Genomic DNA, 21,262 nt, shown 5'->3' on the forward strand with positions numbered 1-21,262 from the left:
GGCAGTTCACCCACGCCCTGCGCGACCTCGTCCGCGGGCGGGGTTTCGACCCGGCCGGCAAGGTCGTCGTCATCACGGGTGGCGCCGGTGGCATCGGCAGCGCGCTGGCCGACCGGCTGGCTCGCGCCGGGGCCAGCATCGCCGTCGTGGACCGCGACGCCCCGCGCGCCCGAGCGGTCGCGGCGACCCTCCCGGTGCGGGGCGGCGCCCGGCACCAGGCCTTCGTCACCGACCTCACGGACCCGGCGCAGGTCAGCGAGGTCGCCGACGACATCGGCAGCACCTACGCCGTCGTCGACGTCCTCGTGAACAACGCCGCCATGACGAGTTCGGAACGGTTCGCCACCCGGTCGATGGCGTCGATCGACCAGGAGATCACGGTCAACCTGACCTCCCCGCTGTACGTGACGCGGGCCGTCATCCCGCTGCTGCGCCGGTCCCCGGACCCGCGGATCATCACGACCGTTTCGCTCGCGGCGCTCATGCCGCAGGCCGAGACGCCGGTCTACTGCGCCTCCAAGTTCGGGCTGCGGGGCGCCATGATGTCGATCGCCCTCGACCTCGCCCCCGACATCGCGGTGTCCTCGGTCCTGCCCTCGGCCACCGACACCCGCATGCTGCGGCAGGAGGCGATCGACGGCGGGAACACGCTGCAGTTCCAGACCCCCCCGCAGACGACGGCCGACGTCGTCGACGCCGTGTTCAGCCTCCTGGACCGGCCGCGTCTGGAGGCCTACCCCAAACCGCGCGAGGCACGTCTCGTGCGGGCCGCGACGGTGTTCCCGAACCTGCTGCCGGCGCTCATGGTCTTCTTCCGCGGCAAGGGCGAACGGGGCATGCAGGAGTACCTCGAGGAACTCCTGCAGCGCGGGGACGTCGTCCGCGTCGACGGGCGACTGGAGCTCGCCCCGTGACCGCGTCGGGCACCACGACTCAGGACGCGACTCAGGACACGACGAGGGAGCTGCCGCTGGTCGACCCCGCGACCGGGGAGGTCGTCGGCCACAGCCGGATCCACGACGCCCGGGACGTGGACGCGGCGGTCGCGCGGGCCCGCGCGGTGTTCACCGCGGGGACCTGGTCCCAGCGGCCCGTCCGGGAACGGGCCGCCGTCCTGCGCCGGCTCGCCGACCTCGTCGAGGCCGCCGCCGACGAGCTCGCGGGCCTGGACTCGCGGCAGTCGGGCCGGGCCGTCACCGAGGTGCGCGAGAACGACCTGCCGGGGGCGGTGGAGTCGCTGCGGTGGTTCGCCGACGCGGCCGACAAGCTCGCCTCCACGGTGACCGGCGGCCCCGTGGGCGGGACGGCGCACGCGCTGTCGATGACCCTGCTGGAACCCGTCGGGGTCGGCGCGGCCGTGCTGCCGTGGAACTACCCGCTGGCGATGACCGCGTGGAAGGTGGGCCCGGCCCTGGCGGCCGGGAACAGCCTGCTGCTCAAACCCGCCGACGCCACCCCGGCCTCGGCGCTGCGGCTGGCCGAGCTCGCGCAGCAGGCGGGGCTGCCCGCGGGGGTCCTCACGGTCCTCACCGGGACCGGGGCCGTCACGGGCGCCGCCCTCGCGGCGCACCCGGGCGTGGACGCCCTGTCCTTCACGGGCTCGACGGCCTCGGGTCGCGCGGTCCTGCACGCCGCCACCGACAGCAACCTCAAGCGGGTCGCCCTGGAGATGGGCGGCAAGAGCCCGCAGGTCGTGTTCGCCGACGCCCTCGACGGCGCCGGCCCGGCGGAGGTGGAGCGGCTGCTGGACGCCGTCGCCGAGGCGGCGTTCCTGTCCGCCGGCCAGAACTGCACGGCGGGTTCACGCGTCCTCGTGCAGGCCGACGTCGCCGAGCAGTTGCTCGACGGCCTGGTCGAACGGGCGGCCGCGCTCGTCGTGGGCGACCCGGCCGACCCGGCCACGCAGATCGGACCGCTCGTCAGCGCCGCGGCCCGCGACCGCGTCACCGGGCTCGTGGACCGGGCCCGGGCGGCCGGGGCCGTCGTGCACACCGGCGGCCGGCCGCTGCCCGGTCCCGGGTTCTTCTACCCGCCGACGGTCCTGGCCGGGCTGCCGGCCGACGCCGAGGTCGAGCAGGAGGAGGTGTTCGGCCCCGTCGTCACCGTCTCGACGTTCTGCAGCGAGACCGAGGCGGTGCAGCGGGCGAACGACACCCGCTACGGGCTGGCCGCCTCGCTGTGGACCCGTGACGGCGACCGGGCGCTGCGGGTGGCCCGCGCCCTGGACGCCGGCGTGGTGTCGGTGAACTCCTACAGCGAGGGCGACATCACCACGCGGTTCGGCGGGTTCAAGCAGTCCGGTTTCGGGTCCCCCGAGAAGTCGCTGGAAGCCTTCGACCTGTGGACGCGGCGGAAGGCGCTCTGGTGGCACGTCTCCCCCGGCGCGCGCTGAGCGTCGTCCCCGTGGACCCGTCCGCCGCACCGGCGGACGGGTCCACGGGGGGTGCCGGGGAACCCTGGAAGCGGTGGTCCGGCGCCCTCGTCCTGGCGTGGCTGGGTCTGTGGGTCGCGCAGTTCGCGCCGCTGCAGGTCCTGCTGCCCGGGCTCACCGCGCGCCTGGACTCCGGCCGCGACTGGCTGGGGGTCGTGCGCGACTTCGGCCTCGTGGCCGGGGCCGGGGGCGTGGTCTCCGCGCTCGCCCTGCCGCTGGTGGGGCGGGCGCTGGACCGCACCTCGACCGGGGCCCGCCACCGCGGCTGGTACGCCGGTGCGGTGGCGCTGTGCGCCGGGGGGCTCGTCCTGCTCGGCGGGCAGACCTCGCTGGTCGGCGCGGCCGTCGCGTGGAGCCTGGCCCTGCTGGGGTTGTGCACGGCGGGGACCGTCCTGACGGTGGCCGTGACCCGGCGCGTGCCGCCCGAGCAGCGCGGTGCCGTGTCCACCGGCGTGGCGGCCGCCAACGCCGTCGGCATCGTCCTGGGGACGGCGCTGGCCGCCTCGACGGGTGACGACCTCGCCGCCGGCGGGTGGCTGCTCGCGGGCGCGGTCGTCGCGAGCTGCGTGCCCTACGCCGTGGCCCGCCCGCCGCGCCCCCTCGCAGCCCCGGAGGTGCCGCCGGCGTTCCCCGGCGCGCTGGTGGTGGACGGGACGCACCACCACTCCGGACGGCACCTGCTGGCCGGGATCGGGGTGCGCGGGATGCTCGTGCTGGGCAACGCGCTCGGCACGACGCTGCTGCTCTTCTTCTTCACGTACCGCCTCGGGATGCCCGACGCGGAGGCCTTCCTCGTCCAGGTCGTCCTGGTCTACGTCGTCGCGAGCGTCGTGACGGCGGCCGTCTGCGGGCCGCTGTCGGACCGGCTGCGGGCCCGACGGCGCTTCCTCGTGGCCTCGACCGTCCTGCAGGCCGGGGCGGCGCTGCTGCTCGCGGCCGTGCCGGACCGCACGGTGGTCCTCCTCGCCGCGGTGGTGCTCGGGGTGGGCTGGGGCAGCTTCATGGCCGTCGACCAGGCCGTCGTCGCGGCCGTCGCGGGACGCACACGTCGCCCGGCCGCCGCCGTCGCCTCGCTGAGCATCGCGGCGCAGCTGCCGCAGAACCTCGGACCGCTCGCCGCCGCGCTCGTGGTGACCGCGACGGGCGGCTTCACCCCGCTCTACGTCGTGGCGGCCGCGGTCGTCGCGCTCGCCGGGGTCCTCGTCACCGCCCTCCCCACCGAGCGGCCCACCGAACGGGTCACCTCGTCGTGACCCGTCCGGCACGGGGCGTCAGGCGCTCGCGGGCCGCCACATCGACGAGGGCGTGACCCCGGCGCCCAGTCCGCCGATGGCGGCGAGGTGCCGGAACCCGAACGTCTCGTACAGCGCCCGGCTGCGCGGGGTCGACGCCTCGAGGTAGGCGGCGTCGCCCCGCGCGTCGAGCTCGGCCAGCCGCGCGCGGAGCAGCCGCGACCCGACCCCGAGCCCGCGAGCGCCGTCGCCGACCCCGATGGCGGTGAGGTACCAGTGGGCGGGTCGCGGCCGGTGACCGGCCAGGACGGACTGGTTGCGCAGGGCGCGCCGGATCCCGCGCAGGCCCAGGCTGGCGAGGAACAGCGGGAGCCGGCGGGCCTGGGCCAGCAGGTGCCCGGCGCCACCGGGGGCCTCCCACGCCGCGGCGCCCAGGACCCGGCCGTCGGGGGCGACGGCGACGTCGACGGCCCCGTGCCGCGCGGGCCCGGCGAGCAGGACGGCCCGGAAGAACCCCTCGAGGCGGGGGCGGCGGTCCCCCGCGCCGGTGACGAACGTCGCCATCACCGGGTCGGCGGCGAAGGCCGTGGCGAGGACGGCGCTGACGGCCGGCAGGTCCGCCGGGGTCGCGGGGCGGACGACAACCGCCGTCGGAGCGCCACCGGTCGTCGTCTCGACGGGGGTCTCGGCGTGTGTCTCGACGGGGGTCTCGGCGTGTGTCTCGGTGGGGGTCTCGCTGAGGGTGGCGGTGGGGACCGTCGGCGGCTGGGTCACGGGGACTCCCTGGGGTTCGGTGGGGCTGCTGGCACGAGCCTAGCGCGCAATTTGGTCAAGTGACCAGATCGCGTCACCCGACCGGCGGGGTCCGCTGCGGCGCTGGAGTTGTCACAGCACGTGGGCCACGGTTCACTGCTGGGAGCGCTCCCACACCGCCCACGCGGACTGCGGACGCGACCGCGGTCAGGGCGTCCAGCACGGGCGCCGGCGAAGGGGGTCGGTGGTGGCGGACGCAGTGAGCCGGGAGCACCACCTCCGGCGCCGGGCCGAACGGGTGCGCGACGCGCTCGAGACGCTGTGGGGCGACGAGCTCCCCGACGCCCCCGACCCCGTCCTGACCGTGCTCGTGGACGCCGTCGCGGTGGACGACCAGCACGGCGCCGACGACCGGCTCGTCGTGCAGGCCGACGGACTCGGCTACGAGGCCCTCGCCCGACTGCTCGCCGACGTCCGCTCCGTCGCGACCCTGAACCTCGTGCCGCCTGCGCTGCGGGCGCGGGTCGCGGGCGTGCTGCCCGGCGCCGGACGCGTCGTGGACCTGCGCGCCGCCGGCGAGGCGGCACTGCCGAGCGAGGCGACCGGCGCGTGGGAGTACGACGTCGCCGAGGACACCGTCGCCTGGGACGCGCGCAGCGGCGTGCTCCACGGCCTCGGGCAGCAGCCCGGACACGCGTCCCTGCCGGAGTGGTTGCAGCGCAGCGTGCACGTCGAGGACCGCGCACTGGTGTCCGCGGCCCTGCGCTCCTCGGCCACCACGGGACAGCCCTACGACGTGCGGTTCCGGGTCGCCCCACCGCGGCAGGGCGTCGTCGTGGCCCGCGGCCGTGTCCTCGCCGCCGCCGACGGGCGCGTCCGCGTCCTCGGCTTCGTCGCGGAGGACGTCGCGGTCCGCTGAGGCCCGGGGGGCCCTGATCCCTGCTGAGGCCCGGAGGGGCCCAGCGGACCCCTGTGCGAGGCTGCGGCCGTGCCGACGTCGCGTGAGGCCCTCCCCGCCCTGCCCGTCCCCGACCTGCCCGCCGACGAGGACGCGCTGGTGCGCCAGGACGCACCGCCCCGGGCGGGCGGGGACCACGACGGTGAGCTCTTCCCCGCCGACCTCGACCTGACGGGGGTGGACGCCCACGACAGCCGGCTGCTCGGCTGCGTCGTGCGCTCCACCCGCGCCGACGGGTTCCGCCTGGCGGGCGCCCGCCTCGTCGACTGCCGGGTGGCCGGCCTCGGCGCGACGGAAGCCCTGTGGCGCAACGGGACCTGGCGGGACACGATCGTGCAGGGCTGCCGTGTCGGCGCGCTGGACCTGTCCGGCGCCTCGTGGAACCGCGTCCTCGTGCAGGGCGGACGCGTGGACTTCGCCAACCTGCGCGCCACCGAGCTCGTCGACGTCACCTTCGACGGCGTGGACCTGCGCGACCTGGACCTCGGCGCGGCCCGGCTCGTGCGCGTGCGGTTCGTGGACTGCCGCATCGGTCACCTCGACGTGACCGGTGCGCGACTGCAGGCCGTGGACCTCAGCGGCAGCGAACTGACCGAGGGCCTCGACGGTGTCGGCGACCTGCGCGGCGCCGTCGTCAGCTCGGGCCAGCTGCTGCAGCTCGGCCCGTTGTTCGCCGAGCACCTCGGCGTCCGCGTCCGCGACTGAGGACCGGTCTCCTCAGCGCAGCCCGACGAGGTGCGGGTTCGTCGCGCGCTCGTGCCCGACCGTCGTCGCCGGCCCGTGCCCGGGCAGGACGTCGACGTCGTCGGGGAGGGTCAGCACCTTCTCGAGGAGGCTGCGGCGCATGGCGACCGGGTCACCCCCGGGCAGGTCGGTGCGGCCGATGGAACCCGCGAACAGGACGTCTCCGGACAGGACCAGGTCGGCGGCGCCGGGGCGCTGGACGGCGAAGAGCACCGACCCCTCGGTGTGGCCGGGGGCGTGCGCCACCGTCAGCTCCAACCCGGCTCCCGACCAGCGCTCCGCGTCCTGGACGGTGACGACGTCGTCGGGGTCGCGCCACCGGACGGGACCGGTGGTCGCCTCCAGGGCCGCACGCAACGGCCCCCCGAGGTGCGGCACCGGGTCGTGCAGCCGGTACGCGTCGTCGGCGTGGATCGTCGCGGCGACGCCGTGGGCGCCGCAGACCGGGGTGACCGACCACGTGTGGTCGACGTGACCGTGGGTCAGCAGGACGGCCACCGGTTTGAGGCGGCGCCGGCGCAGGACGTCCGCGAGCCGGTCCTCCACGCCCACCCCCGGGTCGACGACGACGCACTCGGCGCCCTCCTGCGGGGCGAGCACGTAGCAGTTGGTCCCGAAGACGCTCGCCTCGATGCGGTCGACGATCACGGGGTCAGCGTAGTGACCGGCAGCGACGACGGCACGGCTCGCGGTCACGGCCCGCGCCGTTCGGGGGGTCGGGGACCTAGAATGAGGCAGGTGACCGAGCAGCCCCAGGAGCCGGCGTCCCCCCAGGACGTGGCGGACACCCCCCAGACCCCCGACAGCACCCCCGCCGCGACGGGTGAGGCCCCCGCGCACGACGCCGCGGTGGCCCCCGAACCGGCCGCCGAGCAGGCGCCGGAGCAGGCGCCGGAGCAGGCGCCGGAGCAGGCGCCGGAGCAGGCGCCGGAGCAGGCTGAGGAGACCGCCGCGGAGCCCGCTGCGGAAGCCCCTGTGGAACCGGTCGGAGAGGTCCCCACCGAGGAGGCCCCCGCCGAGGAGGCGCCCGTCCAGGAGGCACCGTCGACGGAGGCTCCTGCGCCGGCTCCCACCCCGGCACCGCGCCCGACGCCCGCCGCGGTCCGTCCCACCCCGCGCCCGGTGCAGCCGCCGGCCGCGTCCGTGACCCCGGTCGCCGTCGCCCCCGACGCGGGCCCGCCCGAGGTCGGGCACCTGACCGCGGTGGACCGCGAGGCCGCCGCCGCGTTCGGTCGCGTCGACGAGAACGGCACGGTCTGGGTGCGACGCGCCGACGGCGAGCACGAGGTCGGCGCCTACCCGGACGCCACCCCCGAGGAGGCCGTCGCCTACTTCGTGCGCAAGTACGAGGAGCTCGTGGCCCAGGTCGACCTCTTCGACCAGCGCCTGCGCAGCACCGAACTCGGCGGCAAGGACATCGTCGCGGGGGTCTCGGGCCTGCGCACCGCGCTGGCCGAGACGCGCGCCGTGGGCGACCTCGACGCGCTGGCCGCGCGGGTGGAAGCCCTGGCCACCGTCGCCGACGAGGCCCGCGCCGCCGCCGACCGGGCCCGAGCGGCGCACCGCGAGGAGCTGCGCGCGGCGCGGCTGGCCGTCGTGGAGGAGGCCGAGGGCATCGCCGGGCAGGACCCGGAGAAGGTCCAGTGGCGCGCCTCCGGCGAGCGACTGCGGACGCTGTTCGAGGAGTGGAAGACCGCCCAGCGCGAGGGGCGCCTCGACAAGCGCTCCGAGGACGAGCTGTGGAAGCGGTTCAGCCACGCGCGCAGCGCCTTCGACAAGATGCGGCGCCACCACTTCGCGGCCCTCGGTGAGCAGCGGAACTCGATCCGCTCCGACAAGGAGAAGCTCGTCGAGGAGGCCGAGGCGCTGTCCACCTCCACGGACTGGCGCGGCACGACCAACGCCTACCGCGCCCTGATGGACCGGTGGAAGACCGCCGGCCGGCTCGGACGCAAGGACGACGACGCGCTGTGGGACCGCTTCCGCGCCGCCCAGGACGTCTTCTTCGCCGCCCGGACCGCCGCCAACGAGGCCGTCGACGAGGAGTTCAAGGACAACCTCGTCGTCAAGGAGCAGCTGCTCGTCGAGGCCGAGGCGCTCCTGCCCATCAAGGACCTCGCGGCGACCAAGAGGGCGCTCGCGGGCATCCAGGACCGGTGGGACGCGGCCGGGAAGGTGCCCCGCGGCGACCTCGGCCGCATCGAGGGCCGCCTGCGCGCCGTCGAGACGGCGATCCGCGACGCCGAGCAGGCGCGCTGGTCGCGCACCAACCCCGAGGCGCAAGCCCGGGCGGGTGGGCTGGCCAGCCAGCTCGAGAACGCGATCCGCGACCTCGAGGCCGACGTCGAGAAGGCTCGTGCGTCCGGTGACGCCCGTGCCCTCTCCCGCGCCGAGGAGGCCCTCCGGGCTCGTCGCGCGTGGCTCGACGCCGCGCAGGCCACGCTCCGCGAGGTGCGCTGACCCAGGGTCCGCCCGGTCCGGGACCCCCGTCCACAGTCGTGGGCGGGGGTCTTCCGCGTCCGGGGCAGGGCTGGTGGGCTGAACGCGTGCGCACCCCCTGGCTCGACGGCGTCCTCACCCGCGGCACCCCCGCCGACCCCGGCGACCCGTGGCGACCCGGTCCGGCCGAGACCTGGGACGCCGAGCTGCGCGCCGGGCTGGTGCAGCGGGTGGTGGGGGACGTCATCGTCGCGGCCGACGTCACCGTCGACGGGGTCGACGCGGCCGGGCTGCGGGGCCGCGCCCTGGCGCTGCTCGTCCCGGGGGACGTCGTCGTGCTCGGCGCTGCGGCGGTGTGGGTGCACCTCGGCTCCCCCGTCCCGACGCCACGCGAGGTCCACGTCGCCGGGCGCCGGAGCCCGGAACCGGGCGGCGGGATCGTCGTCGTGCCGAGCCGCGTCCGGCCGGCGGCGTTCGACGTCGCGCTCGTCGGGCCGCTGCGGGTCAGCTGTCCGGCCAGGGCCCTCCTGGAGGCGGCGACCACGCACCCGCACCGCGCGGCCCGGTGGGGCTCGGCCCTCACCGCGGCGGGACTCCTCGACGCGGACGCGGTCGCAGGGGCCAGCGACGCCGCCCGCGGCCGCGCCGGCGTGCGGGTCGCCCGGCGCGCGTTGTCGTTGCCGCGCAGCGCGAGCCCGCGGCGGGTCAGCCCTTCTGCGGCCGCGAGGCCATGACGCGGTAGGCGTCGAACACCCCGTCGACCTTGCGGACGGCCCCGAGCACCTGGTTGAGGTGGCTCGGCTCGGCCATCTCGAAGGAGAACTTCGACAGCGCGACCCGGTCCCGGCTCGTGCTGACCGTGGCCGACAGGATGTTCACGTGGTTGTCCGACAGGACCCGCGTGACGTCCGAGAGCAACCGTGCCCGGTCGAGGGCCTCCACCTGGATCTGCACGAGGAACAGCCGCGTCTGACCCGTCGGCATGGCCGAGGCCCACTCGACGTCGACGATCCGCTCGGGCTCCTGCTGGAGGGTCGCGACGTTCTCGCAGTCGCCCCGGTGGACGGAGACGCCCGCGCCGCGGGTGACAAACCCGACGATCGGGTCGTTCGGCACCGGGGTGCAGCACTTGGCGAGCTTGACCCACACGTCCTCGGCGCCGGCCACGACGACGCCGGCCTCGCCGCTGCTGCGGCTGGGACGGTTGCGTCCGGGGGTGGTCGCCTCCGCGAGATCCTCCTCGACGGCGGCCTCCCCGCCGACGGCCGCGATGAGCTTCTCGACGACGTGCTGGGCCGAGACGTGCCGCTCCCCCACGGCCGCGTAGAGCGCGGAGACGTCGGGGTGGTTCAGCTCGCGGGCGACGACGAGCAGGGAGTCGTGCGAGAGCAGGCGCTGCAGCGGCAGGTGCTGCTTGCGCATGGCGCGCGCGATCTCGTCCTTGCCCTCCTCGATCGCCTCCTCGCGGCGTTCCTTGGAGAAGTGCTGCTTGATCTTGTTGCGCGCCCGCGGGCTCTTGACGAACGTGAGCCAGTCGCGGCTGGGCGCGGCGCCGTCGGCCTTGGAGGTGAACACCTCGACGAGGTCGCCGTTGTCGAGCGTGGAGTCCAGCGGGACGAGCCGGCCGTTGACGCGGGCGCCCATCGTGCGGTGCCCGACCTCGGTGTGCACGGCGTAGGCGAAGTCCACGGGCGTCGACCCGGCGGGCAGCTGCTGCACGTCGCCCTTGGGGGTGAAGACGAAGACCTGGTTGGCGCCGATCTCCCAGCGCAGGTCGTCGAGGAAGTCCCCGGTCGCCGACTCGCGCTGCCAGTCGATGACGGACTTCAGCCAGTCCATCTCCGTCTGCGGGCGCGTCCCCGCCGCCACCGCGTTCGGGTCGTCCTTGTACTTCCAGTGCGCCGCAACGCCGTACTCGGCGCGCTGGTGCATCGTGTACGTCCGGATCTGGATCTCGACGGGTTTGCCCTCGGGCCCGATGACCGTCGTGTGCAACGACTGGTACATGTTGAACTTGGGCATCGCGATGTAGTCCTTGAACCGGCCGGGGACCGGGTTCCAGCGCGCGTGCAGCGCACCGAGGACGGCGTAGCAGTCGCGGACGGAGTCCACCAGGACGCGGATCCCGACGAGGTCGTAGATCTCGGCGAAGTCGCGGCCCCGCACGATCATCTTCTGGTAGATCGAGTAGTAGTGCTTCGGCCGGCCGGTGACGGTCGCCTTGACCCGCGCGTCCTTGAGGTCGTCCTCGATCTGGGCGCGCACGCCCTGCAGGTACTCCTCGCGCGCCGGGGCCCGGTCGGCCACGAGCCGCACGATCTCGTCGAACACCTTGGGGTAGACCGTCGCGAACGACAGGTCCTCCAGCTCCCACTTGATGGTGTTCATCCCGAGGCGGTGCGCCAGCGGGGCGTAGATCTCGAGCGTCTCGCGGGCCTTCTTCTCCGCCGAGGACGCCGAGACGTAGCGCCACGTGCGCGCGTTGTGCAGCCGGTCGGCCAGCTTGATGACGAGGACCCGGATGTCCTTGGCCATCGCGACGACCATCTTGCGGACCGTCTCGGCCTGCGCCGCGTCGCCGTACGTGACCTTGTCGAGCTTGGTCACCCCGTCGACGAGGAGCGCGATCTCGTCGCCGAACTCCGCGCGCAGGGAGGCGAGCGTGTAGTCGGTGTCCTCCACCGTGTCGTGCAGCAGCGCGGCCGCCAGCGTGGACGGCGTCATCCCCAGCTCGGCCAGGATGGTCGCCACCGCGACGGGGTGCGTGATGTACGGGTCACCGCTCTTGCGCCGCTGGCCGTCGTGGGCGCGCTCGGCGCGGTCGAAGGCCTTCTCCACGACCGACAGGTCGGCCTTGGGGTGCGTGGAGCGGACGGTGCGCAGCAGGGGTTCCAGGACCGGGGACACGGTGCTCTGGCGCTGCTGCCCGAAGCGGGCCAGCCGGGACAGCATGCGCCCGGCGGTCACCGGACCGGTGTAGGTCTCCTGGCCGCGGCGGCGCTCCGGGCCGTTCGGGCGCACGGCGCCGGCCGGGCGCTGCCCGGGCTCGGCCGCCGGGACCGGGACCACGGCTCCCTGAGCGGCCGGCGCCGCCGCGGAGGCCGCGTCGCGCGCCGTGTCGGGAGCTTCGTCGGGCGTGGCCGGGGCGCTGCTGGCGTGGGTGTCCGTGCCGTCTGCCATGGCGTCCTCCGTCTTCGTCCGGACAGCCAGTCTAGGTTGAGAGCGGACCGACCGTGCGCCACCTCACCGCACTCGGTCAGTCCTGGGTGCGCAGCGCGACGACGGGACGCCCGCCCAGACCGGCGCGGCCGCCGAGGAAGGCGAGCTCCAGGAGCACGACGAGCCCCACCACCTCGGCCCCGGCCTCCTCCAGGAGCTCGCAGGCCGCGCGCGCCGTCCCGCCCGTGGCCAGGACGTCGTCGACCACGAGGACCTTGGCACCGGGCCGGACGGCCGAGGCGGCCAGTTCCAGCGAGGCGCTGCCGTACTCGAGGTCGTAGTCGCGGCGCAGCACCGGCGGCGGCAGCTTGCCGGCCTTGCGCACGGGCCAGAAGCCGACGCCGGCGCGTTCGGCGGCGGGCGCCGCGAGCATGAACCCGCGCGCCTCGATGCCGGCGACGGCGTCCGCCCCCGCGGCCAGCGCGAGGTCGGCGAGGACCCGTGTGAGCGCCCCGAAGGCCGACGGGTCGGCCAGCAACGGGGTGAGGTCCTTGAACACCACGCCCGGTTCGGGGAAGTCGGGGACGTCGCGGAACCCCTTGAGGACCAGGTCCGCCGCGAACTCCGCCGTCCGGTCGTCCAGCGCCAGGGTCACGCCTGCGACTCCTGGGCCTGCGCCGTGGCGGGCGCGGGACCGGCGGCCACCTCGGAGTCCAGCGTCTTCACGCGCGCCTCCCGCTGACGCAGGACGACCAGCAGCGGCGTGGCGACAAAGATCGAGGAGTACGCCCCCACGAGCATCCCGACGAACAGCGCGAGGCTGATGTCGCGCAGGGTCCCGGCCCCCAGCAGCAGGTCCCCGATGAAGAGGATCGCCGCGACGGGCAGCAGCGCGACGACCGTCGTGTTCACCGACCGGACGACCGTCTGGTTGATGGCGAGGTTGGCCGCGTCGGCGAAGCTCCGGTCCCGCTTGAGGAACGCCTCCGTCGTGTTCTCCCGCACCTTGTCGAAGACCACGACGGTGTCGTAGAGGGAGTACCCGAGGATCGTGAGGAACCCGATGACGGACGCGGGCGTGACCTCGAACCCGACGGCCGCGTAGACGCCGGCCGTGATGAGGAGGTCGTGGAACAGCGCCACGAGCGAGGCCAGTGCCATCGTCCAGGCCCGGAAGTACAGCGTCATGACGATCGAGACGAGGACGAGGAACACGACCAGACCCGTCAGGGCCTTGTTCGTGACGTCCGCCCCCCAGCTCGGGCCGACGGTGGAGGTCGTCACGTTCGACTCGGAGACGCGCAGCCGCTGGGCGAGCTCGCCGCGGATGCTGTCGAGCTGCCCGCTCGTCAGCGTCTCGGTCTGCACACGGACACCGTTCTGCCCCACGCTCGTGACCGTCGGCTCCGTGCCCGGGACCACGGCCTGGACCGCCTCGCGGGCGGCGTCCTGGTTGGCCGAACCCGTGACCCGGAACTCCGAGCCCCCCTCGAACTCGATGCCGAAGGTCAGACCCGGCTTCCACAGCAGCACCGCGGAGATGAGCACGAGGGCTGCGGCGATGAGGAACCACAGCTTCCTGCGGCCGACGAAGTCGAAGGAGGACTCACCGGTGTAGAGCCGGTTGCCCAGTTGTGCCATGCCCATCAGGACTCGTCCCCGTTCGCGTCGTCGCGGTCCTCGCGGGAGTTCTCGCCCGCTCCCCCGCCGCTGCGGGCCTTCTCACGTTCGGCGCGTCGCAGTTCGGCGACCGTCGGCCGGTGCTCCCCGCGGTGCAGGGCGTGCCGGGCCACGACCGAGCCGAGGTGCTCGGGGTCGAACCCGGACAGCTTGTGCCCGCCGCCGAAGAACTTCGTCTTCGCCAGCACGGCCACCACCGGGTGCGTGAACAGCACGACGATGACGAGGTCGATGATCGTCGTGATGCCCAGGGTGTACGCGAACCCGCGGACGTTGCCCACCGCGAGGATGTAGAGCACGACGGCCGACAGCAGGCTGACGGCGTCGGAGACGATGATCGTGCGCCGGGCGCGGCGCCAACCGGCCTCGACCGCCGAGGACAGGATCCGCCCGTCGCGGATCTCGTCCCGGACGCGTTCGAAGAACAGGATGAACGAGTCGGCCGTGACGCCGATGGCCACGATGAGCCCGGCCACCCCGGCGAGGCTGAGGCGGAAGCCCTGCAGCCAGCTGAGCAGCAGGATGACGCCGTAGGTCAGCGCACCGGACAGGACGAGGCTGGCGATCGTCACGAGGCCCAGGGCCCGGTACTGGACGAGCATGTACGCCACGACGAGGACGAGACCGACGACGCCGGCGATGAGGCCGTTGCGCAGCTGGTCCGAGCCGAGCGTCGCGGACACCTGGTCCAGCGTCTGCACGGTGAACGACACCGGCAGCGCTCCGAACTGCAGCTGCTGGGCGAGCGCGTCCGCGGAGGCCTGGGTGAAGTTGCCCTCGATGTCGACGTCGGCGCCGAAGCGCTGGCTCACGGTCGGAGCGGTGACGACGAGGCCGTCGAGCACGGCCGCGAACTGGTTGCGGGGCGGCTCGAGCGTCGAGATGCGGGTCGTCAGGGCGGAGAACCGCTCGGCGCCGGCGGAGTCGAACTTGATCCGGACGACCCACGCGCCGGTGGTGAAGCCCTGGTTGTTCGTCGCCTGGGCCGCGGTGGCGCTGACGAGGTCGGTGCCCTCGAGCTCGGCCGGGCCGAGGACGTACTTGTACGTGCCGTCCTGGTCGCACGTGACGAGCGGCTTGGTCGGGTCGTCGACGATGCCGCCCTGCCGCTGGGCGGGGTCGGAGCAGTCGAGCGCGAGGAAGCGCTGCTGGAGGTCGGGGATCGACAGCCACGCCTGGTCGCTCGCGTCGGTGGGCGAGGCCGTGGGCGTCCCGGTGGGCTGCCCCGGACCCGGCGTCGGCGTTGGGGTGGCGATCTCGGCGAGCGTGGGCGGCGTGGTCGCCGCCGCGGAGGGCTCGGCGGGCGCGGTCGTCGCGGCCTGCAGGGCGGCGGGCGCGGCCGCACCGTCCGCGCTCTGGGTCGGGGCGGGAGTCGTCGGGGCGGGCGTGGTGGCGGTCCCGCTGGGGGTGCCGCTGGGCGTCGCCTCGCCCGACGGGGTCGCGCTCGGCGTCGGCGTGGGCGCGGCGGCGGGCTGCACGGCCTCGGCGTAGAGCACGACGCGCATCCGCAGCTGCGCGGACTGGGAGATGAGGTCGAGCTGCTGACGCGTCGCCTCACCCGGGATCGAGACGGAGATGTTCTGCCCGCCCTGGACCTGCACCTCGGTCTCGGACAGACCCGTCGCGTCGACGCGCTGCCGGATGATCTCGGCGGCCCGCTGGACCTGGTCGGCCGGCACGGCCTCGCCGGAGGTGGACCGCGGCGTCAGGACGACCTGCGTCCCGCCCTCGAGGTCGAGCGCCAGCCCGGGCGACCACTTCGCCGAGCTCCAGATCGAACCGGCCCCCACCGCCGCGAAGACGGCGACGACGACGAGCACCAGGGCCACCAGCGTGCGGCCGGGGTGGGGTCGACGGATCGGTGCGCCGCGGCGCACGCGTGGGGGGCCGGTGGGCCGGTCGTTGGACACTCAACACCTCGGGACAGGCGCCAGCCGGGTGGCGGGATTGCCACCCGGTCAGCGCAAGCTTGTCACTGCTCGTGGACGACTGCTGTCATACCAGTAGTCGCTATGCGCGCGGGGGACCGCCCGCGGTCCCGTCGCCGGGCGTGTCCCCGTCCCGCTTGGTGAGGTCGAGGCCCTCGAGCGAGTCGGGAGCGCGGTCGGCCTCGCTCAGCGGAGCCTCCTCGACGGGGGCGACGGGGGTGACCACGCGCGCCACGGCACGCGGCGTCCACCGGGTGAGCAGGCCCGGCGCGATCTCGATGACGACGTGCTCGTCGGTGCGCTCGACCACCGTCCCGAACATGCCCGAGGTCGTCATGACCTCGGCCCCCGGGCCGATGTTGCTCTGCATCTGCTGCTGCGCCTTCTGCTGCTTGCGCGTCCGGCTGAACATGAACACCAGCAGGGCAGCCATGATCAGCAGGAAGAACAAGGAGCTGCTGCTACCACCCACGACAATCCCTCTCCGCACCGGTGGGATCGACGACTCACCGGTGCCAGCGTCGGCCTCGTGCCGACACGGCCGACCCAACGCCACAGGGACCTGCCAGGTTCCGCAGGGCGGGACAGGACAGCGGCGCGGGACCGGCTCGCCCGGGCAGTCTAGGGGTTCACCCGGTCGGCTCTTGCGGCTCGACACCCGCGGGGTCGGCGTCCAGCGGGAGCTGCCAGGCGGCCCCGACGGGTGCGTCGCGCGGCGGGGTCAGCCCCAGGTGCGCCCACGTGTCGGGCAGCGCGATCCGGCCGCGCGGGGTGCGGCCCAGCAGTCCCTCGCGCACGAGGAAGGGCTCGGCGACGGTCTCGACGGTCTCGGCCTCCTCCCCCACGACGACGGCCAGCGTCGACAACCCGACGGGCCCACCGCCGAAGCGGCGGCACAGCGCGTCGAGGACGGCGCGGTCGAGGCGGTCCAGCCCGCGTTCGTCGACCTCGTAGACCTCCAGCGCCGCGCGCGCCGCGTTCCGGTCGACGATCCCGGACCCGCGGACCTGCGCCCAGTCGCGCACCCGTCGCAGGAGGCGGTTGGCGATGCGCGGGGTGCCGCGGGAGCGGCCGCCGATCTCGGCGGCCCCCTCCGCGGTCAGCTGCACGCCCAGCAGGGACGCGCTGCGCCGCAGCACCTGCACGAGCTCCTCGGGCGTGTAGAAGTCGAGGTACCCCGTGAACCCGAACCGGTCCCGCAGCGGTGCCGGCAGCAGCCCGGCCCGCGTCGTCGCCCCGACGAGCGTGAACTTCGGCAGCTCCAGCGGGATGGCCGTCGCGCCCGCGCCCTTGCCGACGACGACGTCGACGCGGAAGTCCTCCATCGCGATGTAGAGCATCTCCTCGGCCGGACGCGCCATCCGGTGGATCTCGTCGAGGAAGAGCACCTCCCCCTCGTCGAGGGAGCTGAGGACGGCCGCCAGGTCGCCGGCGTGCTGGATCGCGGGACCGCTGGACTGCCGCAGCGGCGCGCCCATCTCGGAGGCGACGATCATCGCCAGCGTCGTCTTGCCCAGCCCGGGCGGCCCGGAGAAGAGGACGTGGTCGCTGGGCGCCTGCCGCGCCTTGGCGGCGTCGAGGACGAGCGAGAGCTGCTCGCGCACGACCTTCTGCCCGACGAACTCGTCGAGCCCGTGCGGCCGCAGGGCCGACTCGGCGGCCCGCTCGCGCTCGTCGGCGCCCGTGGTCACGAGCCGCTCGCTCATCCGCGGCCCGACAGGTGGCGCAGGGCGGCCCTCAGGGCACCCGGCACGTCGCTCTCGGCAGCTGCGCCTTCGGAACGGTCGGCGAGGACGACGTCCACCGCGTCCCCGGCCTGCTTGACCGGGTACCCCAGCCCGACGAGCGCCTCGACGACCCGGTCCTTGCGCGGGTCGCCGCTGCCGGCGGCCGGCGTCGGGGCGGGCGCGCCGGCGGGCGGGCCGAGGCGGTCCCCCAGCTCCAGGCAGATGCGCTGCGCCGTCTTCTTCCCGATGCCGGGGACGCGCACGAGGGCCGCGTGGTCGTCGGCGGCGACCGCCGCGCGGATCCCGTCGGGGCGGTGCACGGCGAGCATGGCGAGCGCCATCTTGGGGCCCACCCCCGAGGCGGTCTGGACGACCTCGAAGACCTCCTTCTCGTCGGCGTCGGCGAAGCCGAAGAGGGTGAGGGAGTCCTCGCGCACCACGAGCGTCGTGTGCAGCAGTGCCTCCTCCCCCACGCGCAGCCCGGCGAGCGTCGCGGGCGCGGCCAGGACGAACATCCCGACACCCCCCACCTCGACGACCGCCGAGTCCAGCCGCACCGCGAGCACCCGCCCGCGCACCGACGCGATCACACGACCTCCAGACCCTCAGACGACAGCAGACGAACATCTGTACGAGAGGCTAGACGGACCCTCCGACACGACCGCCCAGGCGCGCCGTCACCGGTCGGCTCGTGCTGCCGCACACAGGTCCCGGGGGCAGAGTGCTGCCGTGAGCCACGAGCAGAACGCCAACGCCCTGCAGAACGTCACCTTCGACAGCGCCACGGAGTCCGGCCACGCGCACGGATACCTGCGCGTCCCCGAGTCCGGCAGCGGCCCGGGCGTCATCGTCATCCAGGAGTGGTGGGGCCTGACCGACCACATCGCCGCGATCGTCGACCGCTACGCCCGCGAGGGCTTCGTCGCGCTGGCCCCTGACCTCTACGGCGGACGGACGACGCACGACTCCGCCGAGGCGGCGCAGCTCATGACCGACCTGCCCGCCGAACAGGCCGTCCAGGACCTCGCCGGCGCCGTCACCTACCTCCTGGAGCGGCCGGAGGTCACGTCGAGCACCGTCGGCGCCGTCGGGTTCTGCATGGGCGGCGGCTTCGTGCTGCGCCTGGCGGCCCGGCAGGGTGAGCGCGTCGGTGCGGCTGTGCCCTGGTACGGCCTGCCCGGTGAGGAGACGGACTTCTCGGGGCTGCGCGCCGCCGTCCTCGGCCACTACGGCGAGGAGGACACGTCGGTGCCGCTGGAGGCCGTCCGCGCGACGGCGCAGCGCATCGGCGAGCAGGCCGGTGTCGAGGTGACCCTGCACGAGTACCCCGCGCCGCACGCCTTCTACAACGACGAACGCCCCAACTACCGCCGCGAGTCGGCGGAGCTGGCCTGGGAGCGGACGACGAGCTTCTTGCGCGAGCGGCTGGCCTGAGCTTCAGCCTCGGCGTAGGCGTTGCGCCGGCCCGTCACGAGGGCGGTGTGCGCGGCGGCCTCCAGCCGGGAGGTCGCCCCACCCCGCCACAGGTGGCACAGCGCCAGCGCGAGCGCGTCGGCGGCGTCGGCCGGTCGCGGGGGGCTGTCGAGCCCGAGGATGCGGGTGACCATCGTCGTCACCTGCTCCTTCTCGGCGCGGCCGTCCCCCGTCACCGCGGCCTTGACCTCGCTGGGGGTGTGCATCGCGACGGGCAGCCCCCGGCGGGCGGCGGCGACGAGCACGAGCCCCGCCGCCTGCGCGGTCCCCATGACCGACCGGACGTTGGCCTGGGCGAAGACGCGTTCGACGGCGACGACGTCGGGCCGGTGGGCGTCCAGCCAGGTCTCCAGCCCCTCGCTGATGGCGAGCAACCGGGCCTCGACGGGGTCCGTGGCCGGGGTGCGGACGACGCCGACCCCGACCATCGCGGCCCGCCGGCCCGTGCGGACCGCGTCGACCACCCCGATCCCGCACCGGGTCAGGCCGGGGTCCACCGCCAGCACGCGCACGACCCCCACGATCGCACGGAGTGATCGCGGGGGCCGTCAGGTGCGGTGAGCCGGGTGTGTCAGGCGTCCTCGAGGGCCGCCATGACGTCGTCGGAGACGTCGTAGTTGGCGAAGACGTTCTGGACGTCGTCGCAGTCGTCGAGGACGTCGACGAGCTTGAAGACCTTGGCCGCGCCGTCGGCGTCCAACGGCACCTCGACGCTGGGGACGAAGCTGTTCTCGGCCGAGTCGTAGTCGATCCCGGCGGCCTGCAGCGCCTCGCGGACGGCGACGAGGTCGGTCGCCTCGCAGACGACCTCGAACGTGTCGCCCTGGTCGGTGACCTCCTCGGCGCCGGCCTCGAGGACGGCCAGCAGGACGTCGTCCTCGGTGAGGTCGGTGCCCTCCTTGCCGATGACGATGACGCCCTTGCGGCTGAACATGTACGACACGCTGCCCGGGTCGGCCATCGAGCCGCCGTTGCGGGTCATCGCCGTCCGGACCTCCATGGCGGCCCGGTTCTTGTTGTCCGTCAGGCACTCGATGAGCAGCGCGACACCGTTGGGTCCGTAGCCCTCGTACATGATCGTCTGCCAGTCGGCGCCGCCGGCCTCGGCCCCGGACCCGCGCTTGACGGCGCGGTCGATGTTGTCGGCGGGCACCGACGTCTTCTTCGCCTTCTGGATGGCGTCGAAGAGCGTCGGGTTGCCCGCCGGGTCGCCGCCGCCCGTGCGGGCCGCGACCTCGATGTTCTTGATGAGTCGAGCGAAGCTCTTGGCGCGCTTGGCGTCGACGACGGCCTTCTTGTGCTTCGTCGTCGCCCACTTGGAGTGGCCGGACATCGTGTTCCCTCCGCCTCGCTTGAACTGCTCCGCTGGTCCTGCCGAAATCCCGTGCGCGTCAGTCCCGCTGCCGCACCATCGCCACGAAGTGGCGGTGCACCCGGTCGTCCCCGGTGATCTCCGGGTGGAACGCCGTGGCGAGCAGAGCGCCCTGCCGCACGGCGACGATCCTACCCGCGGCGGGCCCGGCGCCCACCCGGCCGAGCACCTCGACCCCCGGCCCTGCCTCCTCCACCCACGGCGCGCGGATGAAGACGGCGTCGGTCGGCGGTCCGCCGTCGGTGATGCCGGCCAGCGGCAGGTGCTCCTCCCAGGAGTCCACCTGACGCCCGAAGGCGTTGCGCCGCACGGTGACGTCGAGACCCCCGAGGGTCTGCTGGTCCTGTGCACCGTCGAGGAGCCGGTCGGCCAGCAGGATCATGCCCGCGCAGGAGCCGTAGACGGGCAGACCGTCCGCGACGCGCTCGCGCAGCAGCTCCCGCAGCTCGAAGACCCGCAGCAGCCGGTCGATCGTCGTCGACTCCCCGCCGGGCAGGACGAGGCCGTCGACGGCGTCCAGCTCGGACGGCCGTCGGACGGTGACGGCCCGCGCTCCGCCGGCCTCCAGCGCGGCGGCGTGCTCGCGCACGTCGCCCTGCAGGGCCAGGACGCCGATCGTGGGGGTGGTGCTGCTCACCCGCGCAGCGTAGGGGGGTCCACCGACCGTCCCGGAGGCGGCCGGGACGGGACCCGGGAGCGCTCGTGGGACCCTGCCCCGACCACCCGTCCCCCCGCGAGGAGAGTTGACACGATGCTCGACCCCGACGCGCTCGCCCACTCCTTCACGATCGCCCTGCCCGCCTGGGTGGACGAGGAGCTGTCCGGCACCCCGGCCGTCCTGCCGACCCGCGAGGACCGGATGGCGCTGGTCCACCGCCTCGCCGGCCGGAACTTCCTGGAGGGCAACGGCGGCCCGTTCGCGGCCGTGGTCGTCGACTCGTTCAGCGGCGAGCTGGTGAGCGTGGGGGTGAACGTCGTGCTGTCCACGGGGATCTCCTCGGGCCACGCCGAGGTCACCGCACTCGGTCTGGCGCAGGCGCGCACGGGGTCGTGGGACCTCGGGGCCGACGGGGCCCGCCGCGAGCTCGTCGTGAACTGGCGCCCCTGCGCCCAGTGCTACGGCGCGACGCTGTGGTCGGGGGTGCGCACGCTCGTCGTGGCCGGGTCCGGACCGGAGCTGGAGGAGATCACCGGGTTCGACGAGGGACCGGTCCGCGACGACTGGGCCGAGCAGTTCGAGGCCCGGGGCATCGCGGTCGTCACCGACGTCCTGCGGGAGGAGGCGCTGGACGTCTACCGCGCCTACGCCGCGCACGTGGCGGCCACGGGAGCGGTCGTCTACAACGCCCGCACCGACGGCTGAGCC

At 74.5% G+C, this 21,262-nt stretch carries 21 protein-coding genes; 9 read left to right on the top strand and 12 right to left on the bottom strand.

The window, feature by feature from the left end:
* Window positions 1-17: 17 nt before the first annotated feature.
* From AB0637_RS08445 to AB0637_RS08455, 3 genes are read left to right on the top strand one after another with little or no spacing between them, the layout of a single operon-like run.
* Entirely contained in the window at window positions 18-914 is an 897-nt protein-coding gene (locus AB0637_RS08445) for an SDR family oxidoreductase (RefSeq protein WP_366171355.1), read from the top strand.
* Window positions 911-2,392: an aldehyde dehydrogenase family protein gene (locus AB0637_RS08450; RefSeq protein ID WP_366171277.1), complete on the top strand. Its 1,482-nt coding sequence runs from the start codon at window positions 911-913 to the stop codon at window positions 2,390-2,392. Before AB0637_RS08445 ends, AB0637_RS08450 begins: the two co-directional genes overlap by 4 nt.
* The gene (locus AB0637_RS08455) at window positions 2,365-3,684 is read left to right on the top strand and encodes an MFS transporter (protein ID WP_366171279.1); all 1,320 of its coding nucleotides are present in this window, start codon (window positions 2,365-2,367) and stop codon (window positions 3,682-3,684) included. Before AB0637_RS08450 ends, AB0637_RS08455 begins: the two co-directional genes overlap by 28 nt.
* A gap of 18 nt (window positions 3,685-3,702) precedes the next feature.
* Here AB0637_RS08455 and AB0637_RS08460 read toward each other — a convergent pair whose 3' ends face one another.
* Window positions 3,703-4,437, bottom strand: a complete 735-nt coding sequence (locus tag AB0637_RS08460) for a GNAT family N-acetyltransferase (protein ID WP_366171281.1) — start codon at window positions 4,435-4,437, stop codon at window positions 3,703-3,705.
* Window positions 4,438-4,663: 226 nt separating this feature from the next.
* On the opposite strand from AB0637_RS08460, the gene AB0637_RS08465 reads away from it, so the two are divergent.
* Both AB0637_RS08465 and AB0637_RS08470 read left to right on the top strand, forming a co-directional pair.
* The gene (locus AB0637_RS08465; protein WP_366171283.1) at window positions 4,664-5,335 is read left to right on the top strand and encodes a hypothetical protein; all 672 of its coding nucleotides are present in this window, start codon (window positions 4,664-4,666) and stop codon (window positions 5,333-5,335) included.
* Window positions 5,336-5,404: 69 nt separating this feature from the next.
* The gene (locus tag AB0637_RS08470) at window positions 5,405-6,079 is read left to right on the top strand and encodes a pentapeptide repeat-containing protein (protein ID WP_366171285.1); all 675 of its coding nucleotides are present in this window, start codon (window positions 5,405-5,407) and stop codon (window positions 6,077-6,079) included.
* 12 nt (window positions 6,080-6,091) lie between these two features.
* Here the strand turns inward: AB0637_RS08470 and AB0637_RS08475 are convergent, their stop codons facing one another.
* A complete protein-coding gene (locus AB0637_RS08475) occupies window positions 6,092-6,766 on the bottom strand; it encodes an MBL fold metallo-hydrolase (protein WP_366171287.1) in 675 nt (224 codons plus the stop codon).
* A gap of 90 nt (window positions 6,767-6,856) precedes the next feature.
* Here AB0637_RS08475 and AB0637_RS08480 point away from each other — a divergent pair, with 90 nt between their 5' ends.
* Together AB0637_RS08480 and AB0637_RS08485 are read left to right on the top strand one after the other, a co-directional pair.
* Window positions 6,857-8,578, top strand: a complete 1,722-nt coding sequence (locus tag AB0637_RS08480) for a DUF349 domain-containing protein (RefSeq protein ID WP_366171289.1) — start codon at window positions 6,857-6,859, stop codon at window positions 8,576-8,578.
* 86 nt (window positions 8,579-8,664) lie between these two features.
* Complete coding sequence (locus AB0637_RS08485) at window positions 8,665-9,291, top strand: hypothetical protein (RefSeq protein WP_366171291.1); 627 nt, start codon at window positions 8,665-8,667, stop codon at window positions 9,289-9,291.
* Here the strand turns inward: AB0637_RS08485 and AB0637_RS08490 are convergent.
* The 7 genes from AB0637_RS08490 to ruvA all read right to left on the bottom strand — a co-directional run bounded on the left by AB0637_RS08490 (window position 9,263) and on the right by ruvA (window position 17,641).
* On the bottom strand, window positions 9,263-11,509 hold the full coding sequence (locus tag AB0637_RS08490) for a bifunctional (p)ppGpp synthetase/guanosine-3',5'-bis(diphosphate) 3'-pyrophosphohydrolase (RefSeq protein ID WP_366171356.1): 2,247 nt from the start codon (window positions 11,507-11,509) through the stop codon (window positions 9,263-9,265). The two genes, AB0637_RS08485 and AB0637_RS08490, sit on opposite strands and share 29 nt — an antisense overlap.
* Window positions 11,510-11,813: 304 nt before the next feature.
* Window positions 11,814-12,365, bottom strand: a complete 552-nt coding sequence (locus AB0637_RS08495) for an adenine phosphoribosyltransferase (protein ID WP_366171358.1) — start codon at window positions 12,363-12,365, stop codon at window positions 11,814-11,816.
* Between the two features lie 2 nt (window positions 12,366-12,367).
* The gene (secF, locus tag AB0637_RS08500) at window positions 12,368-13,363 is read right to left on the bottom strand and encodes a protein translocase subunit SecF (RefSeq protein WP_366171293.1); all 996 of its coding nucleotides are present in this window, start codon (window positions 13,361-13,363) and stop codon (window positions 12,368-12,370) included.
* On the bottom strand, window positions 13,363-15,306 hold the full coding sequence (gene secD, locus AB0637_RS08505; RefSeq protein WP_366171295.1) for a protein translocase subunit SecD: 1,944 nt from the start codon (window positions 15,304-15,306) through the stop codon (window positions 13,363-13,365). Before secD ends, secF begins: the two co-directional genes overlap by 1 nt.
* Before the next feature lie 100 nt (window positions 15,307-15,406).
* Window positions 15,407-15,796: a preprotein translocase subunit YajC gene (yajC, locus tag AB0637_RS08510; RefSeq protein ID WP_366171297.1), complete on the bottom strand. Its 390-nt coding sequence runs from the start codon at window positions 15,794-15,796 to the stop codon at window positions 15,407-15,409.
* Between the two features lie 157 nt (window positions 15,797-15,953).
* The gene (gene ruvB / locus AB0637_RS08515) at window positions 15,954-17,030 is read right to left on the bottom strand and encodes a Holliday junction branch migration DNA helicase RuvB (RefSeq protein ID WP_366171299.1); all 1,077 of its coding nucleotides are present in this window, start codon (window positions 17,028-17,030) and stop codon (window positions 15,954-15,956) included.
* Window positions 17,027-17,641, bottom strand: a complete 615-nt coding sequence (gene ruvA / locus AB0637_RS08520; protein WP_366171301.1) for a Holliday junction branch migration protein RuvA — start codon at window positions 17,639-17,641, stop codon at window positions 17,027-17,029. Before ruvA ends, ruvB begins: the two co-directional genes overlap by 4 nt.
* A gap of 139 nt (window positions 17,642-17,780) precedes the next feature.
* Here ruvA and AB0637_RS08525 point away from each other — a divergent pair, with 139 nt between their 5' ends.
* Window positions 17,781-18,485 carry a dienelactone hydrolase family protein gene (locus AB0637_RS08525; RefSeq protein WP_366171303.1) on the top strand — a complete coding sequence of 235 codons (705 nt, stop codon included), beginning with the start codon at window positions 17,781-17,783 and terminating at the stop codon, window positions 18,483-18,485.
* On the opposite strand, the gene ruvC is transcribed toward AB0637_RS08525, so the two are convergent.
* From ruvC to pdxT, 3 genes are read right to left on the bottom strand one after another with little or no spacing between them, the layout of a single operon-like run.
* A complete protein-coding gene (ruvC, locus tag AB0637_RS08530) occupies window positions 18,416-19,036 on the bottom strand; it encodes a crossover junction endodeoxyribonuclease RuvC (protein ID WP_366171305.1) in 621 nt (206 codons plus the stop codon). The two genes, AB0637_RS08525 and ruvC, sit on opposite strands and share 70 nt — an antisense overlap.
* A gap of 59 nt (window positions 19,037-19,095) precedes the next feature.
* Entirely contained in the window at window positions 19,096-19,857 is a 762-nt protein-coding gene (locus AB0637_RS08535; RefSeq protein WP_366171307.1) for a YebC/PmpR family DNA-binding transcriptional regulator, read from the bottom strand.
* A gap of 58 nt (window positions 19,858-19,915) precedes the next feature.
* Window positions 19,916-20,533, bottom strand: coding sequence for a pyridoxal 5'-phosphate synthase glutaminase subunit PdxT (gene pdxT / locus AB0637_RS08540; protein WP_366171309.1), 618 nt, complete (start codon window positions 20,531-20,533; stop codon window positions 19,916-19,918).
* Between the two features lie 114 nt (window positions 20,534-20,647).
* On the opposite strand from pdxT, the gene AB0637_RS08545 reads away from it, so the two are divergent.
* On the top strand, window positions 20,648-21,259 hold the full coding sequence (locus AB0637_RS08545; protein WP_366171311.1) for a nucleoside deaminase: 612 nt from the start codon (window positions 20,648-20,650) through the stop codon (window positions 21,257-21,259).
* The last annotated feature ends 3 nt before the right edge of the window (window positions 21,260-21,262 follow it).

The sequence above is a fragment of the Kineococcus sp. NPDC059986 genome (assembly GCF_040702905.1).
Taxonomy (GTDB): Bacteria; Actinomycetota; Actinomycetes; order Actinomycetales; family Kineococcaceae; genus Kineococcus.